This window comes from Kitasatospora sp. NPDC001261 (assembly GCF_042896795.1).
GTDB lineage: Bacteria > Actinomycetota > Actinomycetes > Streptomycetales > Streptomycetaceae > Kitasatospora.
This window is the reverse complement of the sequence record NZ_JBIAXP010000001.1, coordinates 233,861-257,962: the sequence shown is the minus strand read 5'-3', so window position 1 is coordinate 257,962 and position 24,102 is coordinate 233,861. Positions and strand designations below refer to the sequence as shown.

16 protein-coding genes are annotated in these 24,102 nt (G+C 71.6%); 10 read left to right on the top strand and 6 right to left on the bottom strand.

What is annotated here, in order from left to right; genetic code table 11:
- Positions 1 to 304 precede the first annotated feature (304 nt).
- The 3 genes from pulA (at position 305) to ACFY4B_RS01145 (ending at position 10,818) form a co-directional block, all read left to right on the top strand.
- A complete protein-coding gene (gene pulA, locus ACFY4B_RS01155) occupies positions 305 to 5,839 on the top strand; it encodes a pullulanase-type alpha-1,6-glucosidase (protein WP_387966158.1) in 5,535 nt (1,844 codons plus the stop codon).
- A 628-nt stretch (positions 5,840 to 6,467) separates the two neighbouring features.
- Positions 6,468 to 8,801 (top strand): M4 family metallopeptidase, encoded by a 2,334-nt coding sequence (locus ACFY4B_RS01150; RefSeq protein WP_387819723.1) that lies wholly within the window; start codon positions 6,468 to 6,470, stop codon positions 8,799 to 8,801.
- 280 nt (positions 8,802 to 9,081) lie between these two features.
- Entirely contained in the window at positions 9,082 to 10,818 is a 1,737-nt protein-coding gene (locus tag ACFY4B_RS01145) for a carbohydrate-binding module family 20 domain-containing protein (protein ID WP_387966157.1), read from the top strand.
- A gap of 70 nt (positions 10,819 to 10,888) precedes the next feature.
- Here ACFY4B_RS01145 and ACFY4B_RS01140 read toward each other — a convergent pair whose 3' ends face one another.
- Positions 10,889 to 11,632, bottom strand: coding sequence for an SDR family oxidoreductase (locus ACFY4B_RS01140; RefSeq protein ID WP_387966156.1), 744 nt, complete (start codon positions 11,630 to 11,632; stop codon positions 10,889 to 10,891).
- A 465-nt stretch (positions 11,633 to 12,097) separates the two neighbouring features.
- Between ACFY4B_RS01140 and ACFY4B_RS01135 the strand changes: the two genes are divergently transcribed.
- Both ACFY4B_RS01135 and ACFY4B_RS01130 read left to right on the top strand, forming a co-directional pair.
- Positions 12,098 to 13,156 (top strand): alpha/beta hydrolase family protein, encoded by a 1,059-nt coding sequence (locus ACFY4B_RS01135; RefSeq protein WP_079271752.1) that lies wholly within the window; start codon positions 12,098 to 12,100, stop codon positions 13,154 to 13,156.
- 321 nt (positions 13,157 to 13,477) lie between these two features.
- Positions 13,478 to 14,338, top strand: a complete 861-nt coding sequence (locus tag ACFY4B_RS01130; RefSeq protein ID WP_387966155.1) for a hemerythrin domain-containing protein — start codon at positions 13,478 to 13,480, stop codon at positions 14,336 to 14,338.
- Positions 14,339 to 14,515: 177 nt separating this feature from the next.
- Here ACFY4B_RS01130 and ACFY4B_RS01125 read toward each other — a convergent pair whose 3' ends face one another.
- Complete coding sequence (locus tag ACFY4B_RS01125) at positions 14,516 to 15,109, bottom strand: DUF6891 domain-containing protein (protein ID WP_074000866.1); 594 nt, start codon at positions 15,107 to 15,109, stop codon at positions 14,516 to 14,518.
- 97 nt (positions 15,110 to 15,206) lie between these two features.
- Between ACFY4B_RS01125 and ACFY4B_RS01120 the strand changes: the two genes are divergently transcribed.
- Positions 15,207 to 16,169: a DUF1152 domain-containing protein gene (locus ACFY4B_RS01120; RefSeq protein WP_074000867.1), complete on the top strand. Its 963-nt coding sequence runs from the start codon at positions 15,207 to 15,209 to the stop codon at positions 16,167 to 16,169.
- A 39-nt stretch (positions 16,170 to 16,208) separates the two neighbouring features.
- On the opposite strand, the gene ACFY4B_RS01115 is transcribed toward ACFY4B_RS01120, so the two are convergent.
- Both ACFY4B_RS01115 and ACFY4B_RS01110 read right to left on the bottom strand, forming a co-directional pair.
- Complete coding sequence (locus ACFY4B_RS01115; protein ID WP_049650762.1) at positions 16,209 to 16,772, bottom strand: DUF1707 and FHA domain-containing protein; 564 nt, start codon at positions 16,770 to 16,772, stop codon at positions 16,209 to 16,211.
- 224 nt (positions 16,773 to 16,996) lie between these two features.
- The gene (locus tag ACFY4B_RS01110; RefSeq protein WP_387966154.1) at positions 16,997 to 17,545 is read right to left on the bottom strand and encodes a DUF1697 domain-containing protein; all 549 of its coding nucleotides are present in this window, start codon (positions 17,543 to 17,545) and stop codon (positions 16,997 to 16,999) included.
- A 174-nt stretch (positions 17,546 to 17,719) separates the two neighbouring features.
- Here ACFY4B_RS01110 and ACFY4B_RS01105 point away from each other — a divergent pair, with 174 nt between their 5' ends.
- On the top strand, positions 17,720 to 18,190 hold the full coding sequence (locus ACFY4B_RS01105) for a pyridoxamine 5'-phosphate oxidase family protein (RefSeq protein ID WP_117487476.1): 471 nt from the start codon (positions 17,720 to 17,722) through the stop codon (positions 18,188 to 18,190).
- Between the two features lie 69 nt (positions 18,191 to 18,259).
- Here the strand turns inward: ACFY4B_RS01105 and ACFY4B_RS01100 are convergent, their stop codons facing one another.
- Positions 18,260 to 18,616: an arsenate reductase family protein gene (locus ACFY4B_RS01100; RefSeq protein WP_117487475.1), complete on the bottom strand. Its 357-nt coding sequence runs from the start codon at positions 18,614 to 18,616 to the stop codon at positions 18,260 to 18,262.
- A 180-nt stretch (positions 18,617 to 18,796) separates the two neighbouring features.
- Between ACFY4B_RS01100 and ACFY4B_RS01095 the strand changes: the two genes are divergently transcribed.
- From ACFY4B_RS01095 to ACFY4B_RS01085, 3 genes are all read left to right on the top strand, one after another.
- Positions 18,797 to 20,038 (top strand): cytochrome P450, encoded by a 1,242-nt coding sequence (locus ACFY4B_RS01095; protein WP_387966153.1) that lies wholly within the window; start codon positions 18,797 to 18,799, stop codon positions 20,036 to 20,038.
- Between the two features lie 158 nt (positions 20,039 to 20,196).
- Entirely contained in the window at positions 20,197 to 21,294 is a 1,098-nt protein-coding gene (locus tag ACFY4B_RS01090; protein WP_159028402.1) for a PP2C family protein-serine/threonine phosphatase, read from the top strand.
- 391 nt (positions 21,295 to 21,685) lie between these two features.
- Positions 21,686 to 22,489, top strand: a complete 804-nt coding sequence (locus tag ACFY4B_RS01085; RefSeq protein ID WP_387966152.1) for a helix-turn-helix transcriptional regulator — start codon at positions 21,686 to 21,688, stop codon at positions 22,487 to 22,489.
- Between the two features lie 696 nt (positions 22,490 to 23,185).
- Here ACFY4B_RS01085 and ACFY4B_RS01080 read toward each other — a convergent pair.
- Positions 23,186 to 23,965: a hypothetical protein gene (locus tag ACFY4B_RS01080; protein ID WP_375874034.1), complete on the bottom strand. Its 780-nt coding sequence runs from the start codon at positions 23,963 to 23,965 to the stop codon at positions 23,186 to 23,188.
- Positions 23,966 to 24,102 lie beyond the last annotated feature (137 nt).

Below are 24,102 nucleotides of genomic sequence, written 5' to 3'. Positions count from 1 at the left end.
CCAGACCGCTCGTAGCCGTCTGCTCATCCTCTGGAAGTGGATTCTTCACCGGCTGTCCCCCTTGAGGGGTAGGGGCCGGCGCCCACCGGGGTAGGGGGTGCTCGGGGGTTGGGTGCATACCGGTGGGACGGACATACGTCCCATTGTCACGCGCGTCGCTCCAGGGGAGTAATCGGGGTGGTCGGAGACGGTCCTCCAGCTGGAACTTCCGGCGACGAAACGATTTCTGCATCTTGCTGAAACATATTGCAGGCCGCTAGCTTCCTGGGAAATCGATCGCCCCTTCCCCCTAAGGGAGCCCTCAGTGGCCGATGCCCCGCTCCGCCCCCGACGGAGCACTGCCGAACGAACCCCTGGCCGCCGCAGACCTCCGGGCCGCACGGCCGTCCTGCTGGCCGCGGCCCTGACCGCCGCCACCCTCGGCGGCGCCCCCGCGGCCCTCGCCGCCGCCCCGCCTGCCCCGCCCTCGGACGCCGCGCTGGCGGCCACCGCCGGGCGGCACGACCTCACCCGGGAGCAGTTCTACTTCGTCCTGCCCGACCGCTTCGCCAACGGCGACACCGCCAACGACAGCGGAGGCATCACCGGGGGGCGGCTGGAGAACGGCTTCGACCCCGCGGACAAGGGCTTCTACCACGGCGGCGACCTGGCCGGGCTGATCCAGCGGCTCGACTACGTCCAGGACCTCGGCACCACCGCGATCTGGCTGGCCCCGATCTTCAAGAACAAGCCGGTGCAGGGCAGCGGGGCCGACGCCTCGGCCGGCTACCACGGCTACTGGATCACCGACTTCACCCAGGTCGACCCGCACTTCGGCACCAACGAGCAGCTCAAGGAGCTGATAGCCAAGGCGCACGCCCGCGGCATCAAGGTCTTCTTCGACGTCATCACCAACCACACCGCCGACGTCATCGACTACGCCGAGAAGCAGTACGGCTACCGCTCCGCCGGCGCCTACCCGACGCTCGACGCGGACGGGAACCCGGTGGACGAGACCGCCGTCGCCGACGCGGGCGCCCCCTGGCCGCGGACCACCAAGGACTCCTTCCCCTACACCCCGGTCTTCCGCACCCCGGCCGACGCCGCGGCCAAGACCCCGTCCTGGCTCAACGACCCGGCGCTCTACCACAACCGGGGCGACTCGACCTTCGTCGGCGAGTCCGCCACCGAGGGCGACTTCAGCGGCCTGGACGACCTCGACACCCAGAACCCCAAGGTGGTGAAGGGCTTCGAGAAGGTCTACCAGCAGTGGGTCAAGGACGCCGGCGTGGACGGCTTCCGGATCGACACCGTCAAGCACGTCAACATGGCGTTCTGGCAGCAGTGGGCCCCCGCGCTCAAGGACTTCGCCGCCAAGCAGGGCAACAAGAAGTTCTTCATGTTCGGCGAGGTCTACTCCGGCGACCCGGCGGTCACCTCGCCGTACGTCACCAAGGGCAGGCTCCAGGCCACCCTGGACTTCCCGTTCCAGGGCGCGGCCCGCTCCTACGTCTCGCAGGGCGGCTCGGCGCGCGGCCTCGCCGACGTCTACGCCCAGGACTACCGCTACACCAGCGCCGACACCGACGCGTACGAGCTGCCCACCTTCCTCGGCAACCACGACATGGGCCGCTTCGGCTCCTTCCTGCTCGCCGACAACCCGGGCGCCGACGACGCCACCCTGCTCAGGAAGGACCGGCTCGGCAACGAGCTGCAGTTCCTCACCCGCGGCCAGCCCGTCGTCTACTACGGCGACGAGCAGGGCTTCACCGGCGCGGGCGGCGACAAGGACGCCCGGCAGGACCTGTTCGCCTCGAAGACGGCCTCCTACAACGGCGACCGGGTGCTCGGCGGCCCCTCCGGCCCGGCCGACCGGTACGGGCAGGGCGGCGAGCTCTACCAGGGCATCGCCGGACTGGCCAAGCTGCGCCGCGACAACCCGGCCCTGGCCGACGGCGCCCAGATCGAGCGGTACGCCGCCGACGGCGCCGGCGTGTACGCCTTCTCCCGGATCGACGCCGGGCAGCAGGTCGAGTACCTGGTCGCGGTCAACAACGCCGCCGAGGCGAAGACCGTCACCCTGGACACCTTCTCGGCGGGGATGGGCTTCGACCCGGTCTACCCGGCGGCGGGCGCCCGCGTCACCAGCGGCGCCGACCGCAAGGTGACGGTCACCGTGCCCGCGCTGTCCTCGCTCGTCCTCAAGGCGGGCGGCCGGCTCGCGCCGGTGGCCGCCGCGCCCCAGCTCTCGGTGCGGCCGCCCGCGGACGGCTCGACCGGGCTCGTCACGGTCGGCGCCACCACGGACGGCGGCTTCAACCGGGTGAGCTTCGCCGCCCAGATCGGCAACGGGCCCTGGCAGACCCTGGGCACCGCCGACAACGGCGGGTACAAGGTCACCCAGGACCTGGCCGCCGTCGCCCCCGGCACGGTGGTCCGCTACAAGGCCGTCGTCCGGGACTCCAGCGGCCACCTGCGCTCCGCCACCGCGAGCTTCACCACCGGCACCCCCGCGCCCAAGCCCGCGCCCACCGCCGGCTCCCGCCCGTACGCCGTCGTCCACTACAACCGGCCGGACGGCGACTACGACGGCTGGAACCTCTACGCCTGGGGCGACCTCGCCGACGGCGAGGCCACCCCGTGGCCGGCAGGGCACGCCTTCACCGGGCGGGACGCGTACGGCGCCTTCGCGTACGTGAAGCTCAAGCCCGGCGCCTCGGACGTCGGCTTCATCGTGGAGAAGGACGGCGTCAAGGACGTCGACGCCGACCGGCACCTCGACGTCGGCAGCACCGGCGAGGTGTGGCTGAAGCAGGGGGACGCGACCGTCCGCACGGCGAACCCGGGACCGCCGGCTGGGTCGACCGGTCCTGGCCAGCCGGCGAACACCGCCGTCATCCACTACAACCGGGCCGACGGCGACTACGACGGCTGGGGCCTGCACGACTGGACCGGCGCCGCCACCCCGACCGACTGGGGCAAGCCGCTGACCCCGGCCCGCCGCGACGCCTTCGGCGCCGTCTTCGAGGTGCCGCTCGCCCCCGGGGCGACCAGCCTCAGCTACATCCTGCACAAGGGCAACGACAAGGACCTGCCCGCCGACCAGTCGCTGGACCTCGCCGTCAACGGCAGGGAGGTCTGGGTGCTCGGCGGCCGCGAGGGCTACCTGCTGCCGCAGAACCCGGCCGCCTCCTCGCAGATCGACCTCACCGGCGCCAAGGCCCAGTGGATCGACGCGAGGACCGTCGTCGTCCCGGCGAACTACGGCGCGGGCGACGACGCCCTGGCCGGCGGCACCAGCGCCCAGCTGGTCTACGACCCCGAGGGCGGCATCCGGGCCGACAAGGGCGCGCTGACCAAGCCCGGCAAGTGGCTGCGGCTCACCCCGGCCAAGGGCGGGCTGACCGACGCGCAGAAGGCCGAGTACCCGCACCTGGCGGGCTACCGGGCCTTCACCGTGGACCCCAGGGACGCCGCCCGCGTCCCGGCCGCACTCCGCGGCCAGCTGCTGTTCACCGAACACCTGCCCAGCGGCGCCGTCCTGGCCGGCACCGGGGTGCAGACCCCGGGCGTGCTGGACGACCTGTACGCCGGGCGGACCGGCAAGGTCGACTTCGGCCCGGCCTACTACAACGGCAAGGTGGCCCTGTCGCTCTGGGCGCCGACCGCGCAGGAGGTCTCCGTCCAGGTCTTCGACAGCGCCACCGGGGGCACCCCAAGGACGCTGCCGCTGAAGCTCGACGACGAGACCGGCGTCTGGGAAGTCGTCCGCGACAAGGGCGAGTTGGACGGCAGGTACTACCTGTACCAGGTGAAGGTCTGGGCGCCGTCCACCCAGCAGCTGGTGGTCAACACCGTCACCGACCCGTACTCGGTGGCGCTGTCCACCGACTCCCGGCGCAGCCTGGTCGCCGACCTCGACGCCAAGGCACTCAAGCCCGCGGGCTGGGACGACCACGCCCGTCCGCAGGCCGTCCCGCCCGCGCAGCAGCAGATCCAGGAACTGCACGTCCGGGACTTCTCGGTGGAGGACCCCACCGTCCCGGCCGCCGAGCGCGGCACCTACCTGGCGTTCACCGAGTCGGACTCGGCCGGCATGCGGCACCTGCGGGACCTGGCCAAGGCCGGGGTGACCACGGTCCACCTGCTGCCGACCTTCGACATCGCCACCGTCCGGGAGAACCGGGCCGACCAGAAGCTGCCGGCCTGCGACCTCAAGTCCCTTCCGGCGGACGGCCCGAAGCAGCAGGAGTGCGTGGCGGCCGTGGCCGCCGACGACGCGTACAACTGGGGCTACGACCCGCTGCACTACAACGTGCCGGAGGGCTCGTACGCCACCGACCCGAACGGGGCCGCCCGCACGGTGCAGTTCCGGCAGATGGTGCAGGCGATGCACGCGGCCGGGCTGCGGGTGGTGCTCGACGTGGTCTACAACCACACCGCCGCCAGCGGCCAGGCCGAGCACTCGGTGCTGGACAAGGTGGTTCCCGGCTACTACCAGCGGCTGGACGCCGACGGCAAGGTGACGGCGGACAGCTGCTGCGCCGACACCGCGCCCGAGCACGCCATGATGAACCGGCTGGTGGTCGACTCGGTGACGCTGTGGGCCCGCGAGTACAAGGTGGACGGCTTCCGCTTCGACCTGATGGGCCTGGACCCGAAGTCCACCATGCTGGACGTGCAGGCCGCGCTGCGGAAGATGACGCCGGACTCGGACGGCGTGGACGGGAAGAACGTGTTCCTCTACGGCGAGGGCTGGAACTTCGGCGCCGTCGCGAACAACGCCCGGTTCGAGCAGGCCACCCAGCAGAACATGGCCGGCACCGGCATCGCCACCTTCGACGACCGGATCCGGGACGCCGCCCGCGGCGGCAACTTCATGCTGAACTCCGCCCCGCAGCAGGGCTTCGCCTCGGGCCTGTACACCGACCCGAACGGCTCGGCCGCGAACGGCACCCCGGAGGAGCAGAAGGCCCGGCTGCTGCACCAGATGGACCAGCTGAAGGTCGGGCTGACCGGCAACCTGGCCGGCTACTCCTTCACCGACAGCTCCGGAAAGCCCGTCACCGGCGCCCAGGTCGACTACAACGGCGCCCCGACCGGGTACGCGGCCAAGCCCGGCGAGGCGGTGGAGTACGTGGACGCCCACGACAACACCGACCTCTTCGACGCGCTCGCGTACAAGCTGCCGACCGGCACCGCGCCCGCCGACCGGGCCCGGATGCAGGCGCTCGGGCTCTCGCTGACCGCGCTCACCCAGGGCGCGGGCTTCGCCCAGGCCGGCAGCGACCTGCTGCGCTCCAAGTCGCTCGACTCCAACTCCTACGACTCGGGGGACTGGTTCAACGCGATCCACTGGGACCCGGCCCAGGGCAACGGCTGGGGCCGCGGCCTGCCGATGGCGAAGGACAACCAGGAGCAGTGGCCGGCCGCCCGGTCCCTGCTGGCGAACCCGGAGCTGACCGTCGGCGCGGCCGACATCCGGTCGGCCTCGGCGCAGTACCAGGAGTTCCTGCGGATCAAGCAGTCCTCGCCGCTGTTCTCGCTGCCGAGCCTGGCCGCCGTCCAGCAGCGGCTCTCCTACCCGCTCTCCGGCACCGCCGCTGAGACGCCCGGGGTGATCACCCTGCACCTGGACGGCACCGGGCTGCCGGGGGCGGAGAAGGGCGTCACGGTGGTCTTCAACGCCACGCCCACGGCGCAGGCGCAGACCGTGCCGGCGCTGAAGGGCACCGGCCAGGCGCTGCACCCCGTCCAGGCGGGCGGGGCGGACCGGGTGGTGCAGCGGTCCGGCTTCGACGCCGCGACCGGCACCTTCACCGTGCCGGGCCGCACCGTGGCGGTGTTCGTCCAGCGCTGACCCGCCGTCGCCGACCGGTCGGCACCGGCTCGTCCGGTGCCGACCCGTCCGACACTGATTCGTACACCCCGACAACTCCCGGGCCCCGTACCACTGTTCAGGTGGTGCGGGGCCCGTTCGCGGTCGGCGGGGGCACGGTTGCGTTCCGGACGCACGATGGCCGGAAACCGTTGATGGCACGGCCGGAACTGTGACGTGCCGGGTCTGCCGGGCGCTGTCGGCCACCCGCCGGGGCCGGAACCGGCCCTGAGTGCTGGTCACCGACTGCCGGTGGTGATCGAACTTTGTCCGGGGCCATGAAAACCGTGTTCACGAGTTCGTCGTGGGGTAACACAACTGACGGAGCGCCCTCCATACGGTTTCGGTAATGAATCGGCCAATCCGTGGCATGCATCTGTCATTAACGGCTCGTTTGCTGCCACGATTCCCCCGGCTGTAGACGAGGGGACCCCACCCCCCGGTGCAGCCGGTCCAGTTCAGGTGCAGCGCGTCCGACCCTGCAACGAGTTGTGAGCACCGCATCCGCACTCCCGTCGCACCCGGCGGGGGCCCCCACTGCGCCGCGACCCCGCGGCCCAGGTTTCTCTCCACCGTGCGTGACCCAGCGCCGGTCGGAAAAGGAGTCCGCATGTCCCGTTACGCTCACGCACGGAAGGCGGCGGTTGTCATGGCCGCCTCCACCGCGCTGCTGGTCACCGGCATACCGGTGATCGCCCAGGCGGCCACGCCGGACGCGCCGGCCGCCGTCGCGGCCCAGCAGGCGAACCGCGCCCAGCTGATCTCCGCCGCGAACCAGCAGACCACCAGCCTCGCCCAGAGCCTCGGGCTGAGCGGTGAGGAGAAGCTGGTCACCAAGGACGTCTTCCAGGACGCGGACGGCACCCGCCACCTGCGGTACGAGCGCACCCTCAACGGACTGCCCGTCCTGGGTGGGGACCTGGTGGTGCACCAGGCGCCCACCGGTGCGACCAAGAGCGTTGACCGGGCCAGCACCGCCCCGCTGAGCGGTGTCAGCACCACGCCGAAGCTGGCCGCCCCGGCCGCGCAGACCGCCGCGCTCGCCGCCGAGCAGGGCACCGCGGTCGACACCGCGCCGCGCCTGGTGGTCTGGGCCGCGGACAACAGCCCCCGGCTGGCCTGGGAGACCGTCGTCTCCTCGACCAAGTCCGACGGCACCCCGAGCAAGATGCACGTCGTCACCGACGCCACCAGCGGCCAGGTCATCCAGCAGTGGGACGGCATCGAGACCGGCTCCGGCAAGGGCGTCTTCGTCGGCAACGTCACCATCGGCACCACCCAGTCGGGTTCGTCGTACCAGCTGAAGGACGGCACCCGCGGTGGGATGTACACCACCAACCTGAACCACGGGACCTCGGGCACCGGCACGCTGTACAGCAAGTCCACCGACACCTGGGGCGACGGCACCGTCAACAACGGCGAGTCCGCCGCGGTCGACGCCCACTACGGCGTCGCGGCCACCTGGGACTACTACAAGAACACCTTCGGCCGCAACGGCATCCGCAACGACGGTGTCGGCGCCTACAGCCGCGTCCACTACGGCAACAACTACGTGAACGCGTTCTGGGACGACTCCTGCTTCTGCATGACGTACGGCGACGGCAGCAACAACACCGCGCCGCTGACCGAGCTGGACGTCGCGGGCCACGAGATGAGCCACGGCGTCACCGCGGCCACCGCCAACCTGACCTACTCCGGCGAGTCCGGCGGCCTCAACGAGGCCACCTCGGACATCTTCGGCACGATGGTCGAGTTCTACGCCAACATCCCGACCGACAACCCCGACTACCTGATCGGTGAGTTGATCAACATCAACGGGGACGGCACCCCGCTGCGCTACATGGACAAGCCGTCCAAGGACGGTGCCTCGGCCGACTACTGGTCCTCCACCGTCGGCAACAAGGACGTCCACTACTCGTCAGGTGTCGCCAACCACTTCTTCTACCTGCTGTCCGAGGGCAGCGGCGCGAAGACCATCAACGGCGTCAACTACGACTCGCCGACCCAGGGCAACATCGCGGTCACCGGCATCGGCCGGGACAAGGCGGCGGCCATCTGGTACCGCGCGCTGACCACCTACATGACCTCCAGCACCAACTACGCCGCGGCGCGCACCGCGACGGAGAAGGCGGCCACCGACCTGTACGGGGCCGGCAGCGCCGAGCTGGCCGCGGTCGGCACCGCCTGGGCGGGCGTCAACGTCGGCACGGCGCCCAACCCGGGCGGCGTCACCGTCACCAACCCGGGCAACCAGTCCACCGCCGTCGGCGGCGCGGTCAACCTGGCGATCAAGGCCACCGGTGGCACCGCCCCGCTGACCTACTCGGCCACCGGCCTGCCCACCGGCCTGTCGATCAACGCCTCCACCGGCGCGATCACCGGCACCGCCTCCACCGCGGGCACCTACAACGTGACCGTCACGGCGAAGGACTCGGCCGGCAAGACCGGTACGACCAGCTTCACCTGGACCGTCTCCACCGGTGGCGGCGGCTGCACCCCGGCCCAGCTGCTGGGCAACGAGGGCTTCGAGTCGGGCACGGCCACGCCGTGGACCGCGTCGAGCGGCGTGGTGGACAGCAGCGCCTCGCAGGCGGCCCACAGCGGCTCCTGGAAGGCGTGGCTGAACGGCTACGGCTCCACCCACTCGGACTCGCTGTCGCAGACGGTGAGCATCCCGGCCGGCTGCAAGGCGACGCTGAGCTTCTGGCTGCACATCGACACCGCCGAGTCGGGCACCACCGCGTACGACAAGCTGACCGTCTCGGTGAACGGCACCGCGCTGAAGACCTACTCCAACGTGGACGCCGCGGCCGGCTACCAGCAGCGCACCTTCGACCTGTCGGCCTATGCGGGCCAGACGGTCACCGTGAAGTTCGCCGGGACCGAGGACGCCTCGCTCCAGACCAGCTTCGTGATCGACGACACCTCCGTCCAGACCGGCTGAGCCCGGGCCGGCTCCTGACGGGCCGGTGAACCAGGACAGGTGAGGGGCCCGGTGGCTACGGCTGCCGGGCCCTTGTCGTGCCCGCTCCCCCTGGCCCGGCCCCGGCTCCTCCTCGGCTTCTCCCGGGCTTTCGACCAAGGTCTTGACGGCCCCCGCGGGTGCCTCTAGGTTCGGCGCTGCAAGTTTCCGGCAAGTTGCAGAAACTTCCTGCAGTCCCCCTGCGGCCCTTCCGCAGGCTCCCCCTCCGGCTGCCCCACCCCAGCCACCCCCAGGAGACGACGTGGTCACCACCGCCCCAGCCCGCCGGCCCGCCCGCGCGGCCGGTGCGCTCGCCGCCTCGGCGGCGCTCGCCCTCTCGCTCGGCACCTCCCTCGGTGCCCCCGCCGCCCAGGCCGCCCCGCCCGCCAACAACGGCAAGGACGTCACCGCCACCCTCTTCGAGTGGCGCTTCGACTCGGTCGCCCAGGCCTGCACCTCCACCCTCGGGCCCAAGGGCTACGGCTTCGTCGAGGTCTCCCCGCCGCAGGAGCACATCCAGGGCGCGCAGTGGTGGACCTCCTACCAGCCGGTCAGCTACAGGATCGCCGGACGGCTCGGCGACCGCACGTCGTTCAAGAACATGGTCGCCACCTGCCACGCGGCCGGGGTCAAGGTGATAGCCGACGCGGTGGTCAACCACATGTCGGCGGGCTCCGGCACCGGCACCGGCGGCACCGCGTACACCAAGTACAACTACCCCGGCACGTACCAGGACCAGGACTTCCACGGCTGCCGCCAGCCGATCACCAACTACCAGGACCGCGGCAACGTCCAGAACTACGAACTGGAGAACCTCTCCGACCTGGACACCGGCAGCGCGTACGTCCAGACCACCATCGCGCACTACCTGGACGACCTGGCCTCGCTCGGCGTCGACGGGTACCGGATCGACGCCGCCAAGCACATCGCCGCCGCCGACCTCGCCGCGATCAAGGCCAGGATGGCCAACCCCAAGGCGTACTGGGTCCAGGAGGTCATCTACGGCGCCGGCGAGCCGGTCCAGCCCACCGAGTACACCGGCACCGGCGACCTGGACGAGTTCCGGGCCGGCACCGACCTCAAGCGGATGTTCACCACCGACAAGCTCGCCAACCTCAGCGGCTGGGGCGCCTCCTGGGGCTACCTGCCGAGCGGCCAGGCGCGCACCTTCGTCGACAACTGGGACACCGAGCGCAACGGCTCCACCCTCAACTCCACCTACGGCAACACCTACACGCTCGCCAACGTCTTCCTGCTGGCCTCGCCGTACGGCGCCCCCAACGTCCACTCCGGCTACTCCTTCACCAACAAGGACGACGGCCCGCCGAACGGCGGCACCGTCAACGCCTGCTACCAGGACGGCTGGAACTGCACCCACGCCTGGCGGCAGATCGCCAACATGGTCGGCTTCCGCAACGCGGTGGCGGGCACCGGGGTGAGCAACTGGTGGTCCAACGGCGGCAACGCGATCGCCTTCGGCCGCGGCGGCAAGGGCTACGTCGCGATCAACCACGAGGGCGCCGCGATCACCCGGACCTTCCAGACCGGGCTGCCGGCCGGCACCTACTGCGACGTCCAGCACGGCGACCCGCAGGCGGGCGGCGGCTGCACCGGCCCGACCTACCAGGTGGGCGCCGACGGGCAGTTCACCGCCACGGTCGGCGCGGGCGACGCGGTCGCGCTGTACGTCCAGCCCGGCGCGAGCGTCTCCGGCGCCTCGTTCAACGTCAACGCGACCACCACGCCCGGGCAGAACATCTACCTGGTCGGCGACGCCGCGGCGCTCGGCGGCTGGGACCCGGCGAAGGCGCTGCCGCTCTCCTCGGCGGGCTACCCGGTCTGGTCGCTGGCGCTGTCGCTGCCGGCCGGCACGTCCTTCCAGTACAAGTACGTCCGCAAGGACGCGAGCGGCGCGGTGACCTGGGAGTCCGGCGCCAACCGGACGGCGACCGTGCCCTCGGGCGGGACGGTCACGCTGAACGACACCTGGCGGCCGTGAGGCCGGAGCGGACCGGGGCCCCGTCGGCATCGACCGGCGGGGCCCCTCCCGCGGCCCTCCGGGCCGGGGTTCAGCCCCGCCCGATGTAGGGCATGGCCGTCGCCATCACGGTGGCGAACTGCACGTTGGCCTCCAGTGGCAGCCCGGCCATGTGCCGTACGGTGCGCGCCACGTCGGCCACGTCCATGGTCGGCTCGGGGGCGATCCGGCCGTCCGCCTGCCGCACGCCCGCGCCCATCGCCGCCGTCATGTCGGTCGCCGCGTTGCCGATGTCGATCTGCCCGCAGGCGATCCGGTACGGGCGGCCGTCCAGCGACAGCGACCTGGTCAGGCCGGTCACGGCGTGCTTGGTCGCGGTGTAGGCGATCGAGTGCGGGCGCGGGACGTGCGCGGAGATCGAGCCGTTGTTGATGATCCGGCCGCCCCGCGGGTCCTGCTCCTTCATCCGCCGGAACGCGGCCCGGGCGCAGAGGAAGGCGCCGGTCAGGTTGAGGTCGACCACGGCCCGCCAGTCCTCGACCGCCAGCTCGTCCACCGGGACGGCCGGGCCGAAGGCGCCGGCGTTGTTGAACAGCAGGTCCACCCGGCCGTGGCGCTCGACGGCCGCGGCGAACAGCGCGTCCACCGCGGCCGGGTCGGTGACGTCGGTCGGCACCACGTCGGCCGGGCCGGCGCAGAGCGCGGCGGTCTCCCGCAGCGGCCCGGACCGGCGGCCGGCCAGCACCGTCCGCCAGCCGTCCGCGGCCAGTTCCACCGCCACGGCCCGGCCGACGCCGCTCCCGGCTCCGGTGACGACGGCGATCCGCTGGTTCATGGCACCCTCCTCGATGACTGTTCCCGGTCGGCCCCGGCCTGGGCGTGCCCTGGGCATGGCCTGGGCACAGCCTGGGCAAGGCCTGGGCGTGCCCCGGAGATCTTCGCGGATCCGGGGGCCGCCGTCACTGGTCGAAGCCGCCGAGGAGCTGGTCGAATCACCAGAATCCGGACGATTCGACGGGGCTCCGACGGCCACCCCCGCCGACCGGCCCCCGCCGACCGGGGGGACGGGTGAAGGCTTTTACCTGATCGCGAACAAACATTGGATTTCCGGTGGCCACCGCGCAACCGGGCCACCCCGGCCTACGTCATAAGATCGCAGGAAGGCGCACCCCCGCGAAGGGGCGGCGCGCCATCACTCCGGGGGACGCGCCAGCGCTGTGCCCTCGGGCATGTCCGGCCCCACCGGGGGGCCGCCGCCCGGTCACGGACCGGGCGCGACATCGGTCGGAGAGTCCTCACCGTGCTTAGGCAGTCGTCCCGTTCCCGCGCCGTCCTGTCCGGCGCCGCCGTGCTCGCCCTGGCCGCCTCGCTCGCGGCCTGCGGGAGTTCCGGCGGTGGGAAGGGGGACAGCGCCACGGCGAGCGCCGGCGCGACCGGCGGCAGCTCGTCGGGCAGCCCGAGCACCACCGGCACCGGCCAGCCCGCGACCGGCAGCGCCACCCCGGCCGCCGCCTCCGGCAAGGTGCTGATGCCCACCGGGCCCGCCGCCGCCCTCAGCAAGTCCCGGGACACCGGCGCCGGCCCGATCATGATGACCAAGGTGACCGGCGCGAAGTCCGGCGTCACCGGCCAGGTCTGGGTCTGGCTGCCGCCCGAGTACAACGACCCCAAGTTCGCCAAGACCGGCTTCCCGGTGCTCACCCTGTTCGCGGGCGGCCAGAGCAACGGCTACAACACCTGGACCGACAACCAGCTGCCGATCCAGGAGGAGAACGAGCGGCTGGTCAAGGAGGGCAAGTCCCACCCGTTCATCATGATCATGCCGGTGCAGAACTTCAACGGCGACGAGAAGAACGCGCTGGACTGCTCCGACATCCCGGGCCAGGCCAAGATGGCCACCTGGATGGCCGAGGACCTCCCGGACTTCGTCCGCGCCAACTTCCGCACCGTGAAGGGCCGCGACGGCTGGGGCGTGATGGGCGCCTCCACCGGCGGCTTCTGCAGCGCCAAGCTCGCCCTCCAGTACCCGCAGGTCTACAAGGCCGCGGTGCCGATCGACGGCTACTTCATACCGGACTCGGGGCTGTGGAAGGGCCACGACGCGGAGAAGGCCGCCAACAACCCGGACGTGCTGGTCACCCAGGGCAAGGCGGACGTGAGCATGCTGGTCACCGCGGGCGGTGCCAACCCGTACGAGACCAAGGTGGTCAAGAGCTGGGTGGAGAAGGCGGTGCCGCCGGTGAACCTCCAGTACCACGAGCAGCCCGGCGGCAAGCACCTGACCTCGGACTTCAAGAAGATGATCCCGGACACCCTGGTGTGGCTCACCGCCCACCTGGCGGGGCCGGCGGCCGACTGAGGCCCCTGTTCCGACCTGTTTCCCACCTGCTCCCACCGCTGCCGCCGGTGCCGGGACGCGTTCGCGCTCCCGGCACCGGCGGTTCTGCTTCCGGAGGGTCTGTGCGCGGGCCTTCCCGCGGTTCTTCCGCGGGTCTTCCAGCGGCTTCCCCGGTGGGGCTCGTCGGGGGGTTCCGGTGCGGTTCCGCCGCCCGTCGGCAGCCCCGTGACCTGCGCGTCAATCGGACATTGATTCGCTTCTGATCGACTGCGAGCACCTTGGCTGGGGCGGTCCTCACCGGCCGCCACCACCCGTCGTGCCCCAAGCAGTGAAGAGAGTCCCATGCCGATCCACCTGGTGCCCCAGCCCGTCCACACCGTGCCCGCCCAGGGCCAGTCCGGAGCCGACTCGCTGGGCGGGGACGCGTACGCGTACGGGCAGGTCGTGGACGACGAGCCGGCCACCCCGCGGTTCGCCGGCCTGCGCCTGGTGCACGCCGCGCTGCGCCGGGACCTCGCCCGGCTGCCCAACGCGCTGCGGCTGCTCCAGCCCGACGAGGACGACAAGGGCGAGGCGCTGCTGCGGCACTGGAACTTCATCACCGCCATGCTCACCTGCCACCACGAGCAGCAGGACACCCGGCTCTGGCCGATCGTGCGCCGCTTCGCGCCCGAGCTGCGGCTGCTGCTCAACTGGCTGGAGGACGACCACCACAACCTGGACCACTCCTTCACCCGGGTCACCACGCTGGTGCGGATAGCGAGCCGGGACACCGGCAGCGCCTGGCCGGTCGCGTACGCGATGGAGGACCTGGCGGCCCGGCTGGAGACCCACCTGCGGATCGAGGAGCGGCAGCTGCTGCCCCGGATGGAGCGGGTGGTCGCCGACGGCTCCCGGCTCGGCGGGCTGGGCGAGCTGCTGGACCTGCTGCGGCTGGCCGACGGCCCGGGCGTCGCGGACGCGCTGGCCTGGCTGCTGGAGGGCGTGGAGCCCGCGCTGGTCGAACGGCTGCTGGCCGAGTGCGACGACGACGTGGCCCGCAACTGGCCGCACTGGCACGCGACCTACCAGCGCTGCACCTCGCCGCTGTGGGGGCCGGTGGACGGTCCGGTCGGCGGTGCCGGCACGGGCACCGGCACCGGTACGGGCACCGGCTTTGGCCTCGGCCCCGGCTTCGGCGGGCTGGGGAGCGTCGCCGACTGACCCCGAGGCCTCTTCTCGGGCCGTTGATCTACGCGCGTGGCATGAGCCTCCGGTACGGGCCTCCGGCATATGCTCGAAGGCTCCGGGGGCTGGCTGATCCTCCAACTCTCCGTACTTCCAGGGGGATTGGGCCCATCGGTCGCTGGTGTCGGCCGTCCCGCCCGCCGCCCCGGCCGCTTACTCCGGCAGGCGGTTGAGCCACTCCAGCGGTGCGACCCGGATCGCCGTGTGCGGCGAGCCGTCCCACTCCGCCGTCAGCCCGACGGCCTCCAGCGCGGCGACCACCGTCCGCCCGACCTCCGCCGTCCGGCGCTCCGAGACCTCGGTCGTCTCCTCCCCGGCGCGGAACCCGCCGTAGCGCAGCATCAGCCCCCGGCCGGCGGCCGCCGCCTCGGTGTCCTGCTGGTGGAAGAAGACGAAGCCGACCGAGCCCTCCCCGGCCTCGCCGCCGATCTCCGCGTAGCCGCAGCCCGCGCAGCAGGTGAAGTCCATCGCCGCGACGATGCCCTGGTCCTCCAGCGCGTCGAAGGCGTCCGCCAGCCGGTCCACGTCGGTGGTCTCCGGCCAGGCCGCCTGCTCGGCCAGCCGCGCGGCCCACAGCGGAGCGACGATCCGCTCCGCCTCCTCCTGCGTCAGCCCCTGGTCGTCGAGGTCCTCGACCAGGGACTCGGCTATCTCGTCCGGCTCCTGGAAGCCGCACCGGATCAACTCGCTTGCCCGCTCCTGTACTTCGCGCAGCACGTCGGGGGTGAGAACCGTCTCCTCGGTCATGCCCGCATCCTCGCACCCGCCACTGACACCGACGGCCGGGCGCGGGGGCGGGGACCAGCGCTTCGCCGCGGGCCGCCGTCCTGCTACCGTCCCGCCGGTGACCTCCCTGCTGCAACCACCGCTGCTCACCCGGCTGCTGGCCGCCGAGCGCATCCTGATCGCCGGAGCCGGCGGCGGATTCGACGTGTACGCCGGGCTGCCGATCGCCCTCGCCCTGCGGGCCGCGGGAAAGGAGGTGCACCTGGCCAACCTCTCCTTCTCCCACCTCTACGGCCTGCCGCTCGACGTCTGGGCGGAGTCCGACGTGGCCCGGATCGGACCGGACACCGCCGCCCCCGAGGGCTACTTCCCGGAGCGCACCCTGGCCCGCTGGCTGAACCGGCACGGCATGCCCGACACCGTGTGGGCCTTCCCGTCGGTGGGTGTGCAGCCGCTGCGCGAGGCCTACCGCGCGCTGGTCGGCCGCCTGGGCGTGGACGCGGTCCTGCTGGTGGACGGCGGCACCGACATCCTGATGCGCGGCGACGAGGCCGGACTCGGCACCCCGGAGGAGGACATGGCGAGCCTGGGCGCGGTGGCCGGCCTGGACGAGGTGCCCGAGCGGCTGGTCGCCTGCCTCGGCTTCGGCATCGACGCCCACCACGGCGTCAACCACTCCCTGGTGCTGGAGAACCTCGCCGCGATCGACCGGGCCGGCGGCTACCTCGGCGCCTTCTCCGTCCCGCGCGACAGCCGGGAGGGGGTGCTCTACCTGGACGCCGTCGAGCACGCCCGGGCCGCCTTCCCGGAACACCCCAGCATCGTCAACGGCTCGGTGGCGGCGGCGCTGCGCGGCGAGTTCGGCGACGTCCGCTTCACCGAGCGGACCAAGGGCGAGCAGCTCTTCATCAATCCGCTGATGACGCTCTACTTCGGCGTCACGGTCGAGGCGCTGGCCGCCGAGCACCGGTACCTGGACCGGCTGGAGAACACCGTGGTGACCCGCCAGATCGCCACCGTCATCGCGGAGTTCCAGGACGAGCTGCCGCGTCAGCGGCCGCCCCGGCAGTTCCCGCACTGACCCGGGGCGCCTGGGCGGGCGGGGCCGGGGGCGGGCCGGTCAGAGCGGGGCGAGCCGGAACTCCAGGTTCCCGAACCGTACCTGGTCGCCGGGCCGGACCCGGACGCCGCCCGCTATCCGGCGCCCGTTCACATGGGTGCCGTTGGTCGAGCCGAGGTCGTACAGCATCCAGCCGTCCCGCTCGTGCCGCAGTTCGGCGTGGTTCCGGGACACCGAGGGGTCGTGCAGCCGCAGCCCCGAGCCGGGGAGCCGGCCGATCGTCAACTTCCCGGCCCCGGACTGCGGCAGGCTCAGCCCCGGCAGCCGCTCGGTGCGCCAGGCCTTGCCCAGCCGGTCGCCGAAGGCGGAGATCCGCCCGACCGTCCGCAGCACGAACCGCTCGACCGGCCCGCCGGTCGGCAGTCCGGCCACCGCCGCGTCCAACTCGCCGCGGCTGGTGGCCCGGAGGACGATGTCCATCCGGCCGAGGAAGGTGTCGTGCGAGAGCCGCCCGCTGCCCGCGCCGTCCCGCAGCACCCCGAGCGCCTCCTCCCGCTCGGCGTCGGAGGGCCGGACCGCGCCGGTCGGCCCGGCCGTGCCGGCGGGGAGCTCAGGAGGCGTCATGGCCACATTGTCCGCGCGGCCGATTCCGGCTGTCCAGATCACGCCGGGCGCGGGCGCGGGGTTCGTACGTCACGGCAGTCCAGACGCCCTTTCCGGCCGGGCGGTTCCGCGCGTTTGCGGTGTGCCGTACGGGCCGTTCCGGGGCGCCGTACCGACGGCCCCCGGCTGCCGTCCGGGCCGTCCCCGGCTGTCGTACGGGCCGTCCCCGGCTGCCGTACGGGCCGTCAGGCCTTGCGGGCGGCGGCCAGGATCTTCTCCGTGGTGTGCAGGAACCGGGAGGTGACCGCGCCCCGGTAGGCCTTGCCGAACATCTCCGTGGTGACCCACTTGCCGTCCCGGAGGTGGACCACCACGTAGGCGGCCCCCGGACCGGCGCCGACCACCTCGACGTCGCCCTTCGGCGAGCGGTGGGGGAGGGCGAGTTCGGCGGGCAGCGGCTCGGAGAGGAAGGCGACGACCAGCCGGACGTCCGGCGTCACCTCGACGCCCCGGAACGGCTCGGCGGCCAGCAGGTCGGCCACCTCGTCCACCGTCCGCAGCAGCACCGGCACCGGGTACCCGAGCGCCTGCTCCAGGTGCTCCTCGATCCGCCCGGTCAGCGCGGCGCGGTCCGGCTCGGCGGTGGTGAAGAAGACGTTGCCGCTCTGGATGTAGGAGCGGACGTTCCCCAGCCCGAGCTCGGCGAAGAGCGCCCGCAGCCGCTCCATCCGCACCGTCCGGCCGCCGACGTTGATGGCCCGCAGGAAGGCGATGTACGTGGTCGTGGTGGTCACCCGGCCAGTCTGGCACCGGCCACCGACAGCGGCCCGGCGCTCCCGGCCCGCCGCCCCCGACCGGCCCGCCGTCCCTGTCCTGCATCCGCCCGACCGCCCCTGCCCGTCCGGTCGTCCGCGCCCGGCGGTTGTCGGTGCCCGGCGGTTGTCGGTGCCGGGTGCCAGACTGGCGCCATGGCTACCTGGCAGGATTTCGAGCACGAGGCCCCCGACCTGGCGCCCCTGGTCCGGGCCCGGTTCGAGGCGAACAAGCACCACGTCCTGGCGACGCTGCGCAAGGACGGATCGCCCCGGGTGAGCGGGACGGAGGTCGAATTCGTCGGCGCCGACCTGTGGATCGGGTCGATGTACGGCGCGGTCAAGGCGCGTGAGCTCCAGCGCGACGCCCGTTTCGCGCTGCACGCGCACCCGGGGGACGAGACCATGGCCGGCGGGGACTCCAAGGTCTCGGGCCGGGCGGTGGAGGTCACCGACGAGACCGAACTCGCCGCCTTCGCCGCCGATCTGCCCGAGCCGCCGCCCACCCCGTTCCACGCCTTCCGGCTGGAGCTCGACCAGGTGGTGCACACCGCCCTGGAGGGCGACCACCTGCTCGTCTTCAACTGGCACCCCGGCCGGCCGGTGGAGCGGATCCAGGTCCACTGACCGGCCGACCCGGATGACCGGGCTGAGTCGGGCGGGTCGGCCGGGCGGGCCGGGTGGGCCGCAACCGCCCTACGGCAGAACGGACTTGAGGGCGTCCGGGGTGCGGGCCACGACGGCGTGCCCGTCGTCCGCGGTGATGATCGGGCGCTGGATCAGGATCGGGTGCTCGGCCATCGCCGCGATCCAGCGGTCGCGCGAACCCTCCTCCCGGGGCCAGCCCTTCATCCCCAGGTCCTTCGCGGCCTGCTCGTCGGTGCGGGTGATGTCCCACGGCTCCAGGCCCAGGCGCTCCAGCACCCGCACCAGCTCGGCCGCGGTCGGCGGATCCTCCAGGTAGCGCCGTACGGTGTACTCGACCCCGGCGCCGTCCAGCGCGCCGAGCGCGGTCCGGCACTTGCCGCACCGGGGGTTGATCCAGATCTCCATGCCGGCCACCCTACCGAGCCGCCCGCGCCCGCCCCGGCAGCCGCCGTGCGCGATGTCGCCCCTGCCCCGGCGCGCGCTGTCCTCCCGGTCGACCGCGCGCTGTCCTCCCGTCCCGCCGCGCGCGATCCGTTCCGTACGGGAACTCCGCCCCGCCCACCGGCGGTTGACCGGTCAGGAAGCGTGAGCTCGGGAGGGGAGCAGCGGATGGACGGCGCGGCGATCATCGAACAGCTGATGACCACGGAGGTCAGGACCGATCCGTACCCGTTGTACGCGAGGGCCCGCGAGCTGGGCCCGGTGGCCCCGGCCGGGGACGGCATGTTCGTGGTGACCGGCTACGCGGCGGTCAACAAGGTGCTGCGCACGCCCGCCTTCGGCGTCGCGACCGCCGAGATGATGGCCGGCCTGGCCCCCGAGTACGCCGTGCACTCCTCGCTCGCGCTGCTCGGCCGCTCGATCCTCCAGCGCAACGCCCCCGACCAGCCGCGGGTCCGCTCGCTGATCGCCTCGGTGTTCACCGCCCGCCGGGTCGCCGCGCTGCGCCCGGCCGTGGAGGCGGCGGTCGACCGGCTGCTGGACGGGATGGCCGAGCAGGGCGCCGACGGCTCGCCGGTGGACTTCATGGACGCCTTCGCCTTCCGGCTGCCGGTCGGGGTGATCTGCGAGCTGCTCGGCGTCCCCGAGCAGGACCGCTACCGCTTCCGCGGCCTCGCCTCCGACCTGACCATCGCGCTGGAGATCATCCAGGACCTGGACGAGCTGGCCGCCGCCGACGAGGCCGCCGACGAGCTGGCCGGCTACTTCACCGAGCTGGCCGCCGAGCGCCTGGCCCGCCCGCAGGACGACCTGGTCACCGACCTGGCCCGGATCGCCGCCGCCGACGACGAGCGGCTCTCCGCCCGGGAGCTGCTGGCCAACCTGGTGCTGCTGCTGGTGGCGGGCTTCGAGACCACCACCAACCTGCTCGGCAACGGCCTGGCCCTGCTGTTCCGCCACCCCGAGGCGGCCGCCGGGCTGCGCAGCGGCGCGATCACCCCGGCCGGGTTCACCGACGAGGTGCTGCGGTTCGACTCCCCGGTCCAGGCCACCGGGCGGGTCGCGCTGGAGCCGGGCCTGGCCGTCGAGGGCCTGCCGATCCCGCCCGGCAGCGGGCTGACGCTGCTGATCGGCTCGGCCAACCACGACCCGGACCGCTACGAGCACCCCGAGGTGTTCGACCCGACCCGCACCGACAGCCAGCCGCTCAGCTTCGGCGGCGGCACCCACTTCTGCCTGGGCTCCCAGCTGGCCCGGATGGAGGCCGAGGTCGCGGTGCCCGCCCTGCTCGACCGCTTCCCCCGGCTCGCCCCGGGCGGCGTCCCGACCCGGCGCGACCGCCTGGTGCTGCGCGGCTACGAGACGCTGCCGGTGACCGTCCGCTGACGCTCCGCTCCCGGGGGCCGGGGATTTGGCTCCTCCGGCCCCGGGGACCGGGACGTTCGGCCATTCGTGGCAGGGCCGTCCGTGGGAGAGCATGGAGGGACCAAACCGGCCAATCCGGGCGGATCGCCCGGAACGGCCGCCTGCCAGGAGGTCCCGCCGTGCGCACAGCACCCCGCCCGCCGCGTCCCGCGGCGCTGGAGCCCAAGGCGCCGCGGTGGGTGCCCTGGCTGCCGGTGCTCCTGCTGGTGCTGGACCTGGTCGCCGAGGCCGTCGTCCCGGACGCCGTCGCCGCCGGCTTCCTGCTGACCGCGCTGCCCGTGGTGGCCGCGTTCAGCTACGGCCCGGTGCTGACCGCCGTCACCACGGCCGGCTCCCTGGGCCTCCAGCTCGTCCTGGCGCTGCGCGCGGACCACGTCGACGAGCAGCACCACGTCTGGGTCTACATCGCCACCCTGCTCTCCGGCGTCATGGGCACCGCCCTGTCCTGGCAGCGCACCCGGCAGAACCGCAACCTGCTCCAGGCCCGTACGGTCGCCGAGACCCTGCAGCGCACCGTGCTGCGCCCGGTGCCCGAACGGGCCGGCGGGCTGCGGGTGGCCGGCCTCTACCGCCCGGCCCAGGCCGACGTCCTGGTCGGCGGCGACCTGTACGAGGTGTGCGACACCCGCTTCGGCGTGCGGGTGCTGCTCGGCGACGTCCGGGGCAAGGGCCTGGCCGCGGTCCGCACCGTCGCCGACGTCCTCGGCGCGTTCCGGGCGGCCGCGTACGACACCCCCGGGCTGGTCGACCTCGCCGACCAGCTGGACCGCGCGGTGCTGCGTGACGCCGCCGACCGCGGCGACGACGAACTGTTCGCCACCGCCGTCCTGCTCCAGTACCGGCCCGGCTCGGACTGCGTGGAGATCGTCAACCGCGGCCACACCACCCCGCTGCTCCTCGGCGGCGGGGGCATATCCCCGGTGTCCTGCGCCGACGAGCTCCCGCTCGGCCTGGGCCACCTCGGCCCCGCCGACGAGCGCAGCAAGGCGATCGCCGTCGCGCTGCCCCCGGGCCACACCGTCCTGCTCTACACCGACGGCGTCAGCGAGGCCCGCGACACCACCGGCGCCTTCTACCCGCTGGCCCCCCGCCTCGCCGCCCTCGGCACCACCGCCCCCGACCGGGTGGTCTCCTTCCTGGCCCAGGACGTCCACCGCTACGCCGGCCTCCTCGCCGACGACCTCGCCGTCCTCGCCCTCACCCCGGACACCCCGTAGCCCGACGGCCAGAACAGGTCAGGACGTCCCCTGGGAACGCAGAAGCTGAATTCACTCGATCGAGCTAAGGAAGCCCTCAGTAGGAGCGGATCGCCGAGTCGGTCCAGCATGCTCTGTCCAGGCCGATGGGCCAGATCTGGGGTGGGTTGTGCGTGACGTTTTCGATCGCATACAAGAGTACGCTCGCACGGCTTGTGGCGAGGGTCCTGTCTGCGTTCACATGGAAGATATTCGGGACTGCGAAATCAAGCGGCACCCGGACTATGAGAAATTCCGCGCAGATGCCGTTGCCGCCGGGCTACGGGCTACCGCGGGCTCTCGATCCCGCCTCTGGGAGTCCATGGTGGCCAGGGCGAGGTTGTGCGATGTCGAGAGTGGCGAAAAATGGCGGATGATTATCCTGGACTGCCTTGCTCCAGTCCTTCGCGCGCGGTCCTGGAAGATATCCCGGGAGTTTTTCGTCGATCGACACGATGTCCAGTCGGACATGGTGGAGGCCGCGCTTGAAGCATGGAAAGCCACCGAAAAGGGGGTTCCTGTACACCAGGTTCGAGGGGCCATGGTGAAGGCGGCCGTCTCGTCGGCTTATCGACGGGCGAAAGTGGACTCGCTCAGAAGCCTGACGAGCGATGTGGAAGCGCTCCTCTCGCTGGACAAGATGACCCATGTCCCTGCGCTGAGGGCGTCTTCGGTCGTCGGTGCAGCGAATCCCCGGGATCCCGACCTGGCTGAAATTAATCGCGGTGAGCGACAAGGGGCCTTGTTCCAGGAGGTCGGCTGCGTCGATCGAATGAGGATTTTTCACGAGCAGATCCGTTCCGGTCAGCGCCCGAAAATGAGCGCACAAGTCGCCGGTGATTTGGCGTTGGCTCGCTCGGGAATCGCGGGTTCGGATAACTACTATAAAATTTCCGACTTCTTGCCTGCGGTCATGGGAATTCAGGAGGCGGCAGTGGCCATGGGGCTGTCCGAAGCCACCGCGCGTCGAATGGTCAGAGATGGCACCTTTCCCTGCCCCGTGACGCTGATGGGTCGGATCTACAAAGTTTCAGTGAAAGCTTTCATGCGTGGCGTTGGAATCCAGGATGCGATCGTTCATCCGGACGACGTGGAAAACGGTGCAGTCCACGCCGCCGGATTCGGCGAGGTGAACATCGCGGAAAGCCCGACCGGGTTCGACTGTCCGGACGGGTGAGGGCGATCGACGGAGACCTCGTGCTTCGACCAGGCGGCACATGACGGCCGGCGCGTCCGCCCCGGCCGCTGTGAGGCGGAGGGTCACATCAAGAAGATCAAGGTCCGGTCGAGGCACCTTTGTCTCAAAGGTGCCTCGGCATCGCCGTCTTCGGGCGCGGCCAGAGCCGCGAACACCTACCTCCAGACGAGGTTCAGGTGCCTCGCCGCCTGCCCGTGCCACCCGCCGACGGTGGGGCATCTCAACCAGGTCGGTTGCACCGTCACCCTCAACCCGATCGAGACCCTGGCCTGACCAATAGCACGACAGAACCCGGCGGCCGTTGACGGCCACCGGGTTCAAACCCTGCCCAAAACCCGTCTGAACTGATGCGGTCTACGCGTCAGAGGGGGCCCCTACAGGTCGTAGTTCTGATCGAACATGCCCCTGACCTGCGAAAACAGGAGCCTTATGGAAGATCATTTCACAACCAGTGCACACGCGGCGGTGATGACGATGAGAAGCGCCGAGCGTGGACCACGAGGTTGAGTCGGCGGCCCACTGCCTAGGCTGCGCAGAGTTACTACCCGTAAACGCCCGCGAAGGCAATGGCGGCACGGACCGTAGGCGAGGGCCGGCCAACCTCGCGGTCTCGCCGTTTAGGAGGAAAACCTCGGAGCGGGTTTCCGGATGCACAAAGCACAGTAGGACCGATCATCACGCCCCGGCGGCCGCTCCGGAAGCAGCCCAGGCCGCCTTCACTGCCTGGGCTGTGGGGTTTATGAAATCGGTGAGCAGGCACAGGGCACCATTGCACTGATCGCCCACGGCAGCCAGGTCGCGATGCCGGCGGCCTCGGCTCCCCTTGCCCGAGGGATCTATCAGATCGAGCTCATGGACGACTTCGTGGCGGGCGTCGAAGAACGACTGGTGCGTCTGGAGGACGGCGTCATCCAGACGGTCGCTGGAAATGCCAAGGGCATTGCGTACGGCGCGCAGTTCCTTCCAGCTCTGAATGCTGGCGCCAGTCAGGTCTTGCACGTAGAGGTCCATGAGGGCCGCCCGCGGGTCCAGGGACACGACGGCTTTCTTAGTCGCGTTGGTCACGCTACCGTTCAAGCGCTGTTCGTAGAAATGCTTGGTGAAGGCCCCGTGGGCCGGTCCGTCCGAGGCGAGTAGAGGTGTCAAGGCGTCGCGCAGGAGCGTCCGCAGGCAGGCGTCGACCCCAGCTGCGGTAAAGACAATCGCTGCTCGAGCAAGATCGCGTTGGTCCTCGGAGATCGGGCCACGAGGGTCACCCTGCTGCCGCAGCTGGTTGAGGGTGTTGAACAGTCCCGTCACCGACTTGTGGGTGGCAACGTATCGAGCCCAGCTGCGTTGGACCTCGGTAGGGCAGCCGTGCGGCTTGCGGCCGAGTGGCGACAGCTCGACAAGAATCATCTTGGACAAGCCATGCCTCCAAGTTCCTTTCGCCGCTGATCCGGCGATGTTGCCCACCACTCCACGATACCGAGCAATGTGATCACCTGCCGTGACGATGTTGGGATCCGCCCGCGGAATACGCGACACGTGAACATGCGGGCCTACCAGTCCACTGGTCGGTGGGGCATGGCGGGCAGTCGATGGCCCGTCGC

Bases quoted from the DNA above. Each gene is read 5' to 3' on its own strand.
- ACFY4B_RS01150 (WP_387819723.1), top strand. From the start codon at position 6,468: ATGTCCCGTTACGCTCACGCACGGAAGGCGGCGGTTGTCATGGCCGCC.
- ACFY4B_RS01140 (WP_387966156.1), bottom strand. From the start codon at position 11,632: ATGAACCAGCGGATCGCCGTCGTCACCGGAGCCGGGAGCGGCGTCGGC.
- ACFY4B_RS01130 (WP_387966155.1), top strand. From the start codon at position 13,478: ATGCCGATCCACCTGGTGCCCCAGCCCGTCCACACCGTGCCCGCCCAG.
- ACFY4B_RS01125 (WP_074000866.1), bottom strand. From the start codon at position 15,109: ATGACCGAGGAGACGGTTCTCACCCCCGACGTGCTGCGCGAAGTACAG.
- ACFY4B_RS01115 (WP_049650762.1), bottom strand. From the start codon at position 16,772: ATGACGCCTCCTGAGCTCCCCGCCGGCACGGCCGGGCCGACCGGCGCG.
- ACFY4B_RS01105 (WP_117487476.1), top strand. From the start codon at position 17,720: ATGGCTACCTGGCAGGATTTCGAGCACGAGGCCCCCGACCTGGCGCCC.
- ACFY4B_RS01100 (WP_117487475.1), bottom strand. From the start codon at position 18,616: ATGGAGATCTGGATCAACCCCCGGTGCGGCAAGTGCCGGACCGCGCTC.
- ACFY4B_RS01085 (WP_387966152.1), top strand. From the start codon at position 21,686: ATGATTATCCTGGACTGCCTTGCTCCAGTCCTTCGCGCGCGGTCCTGG.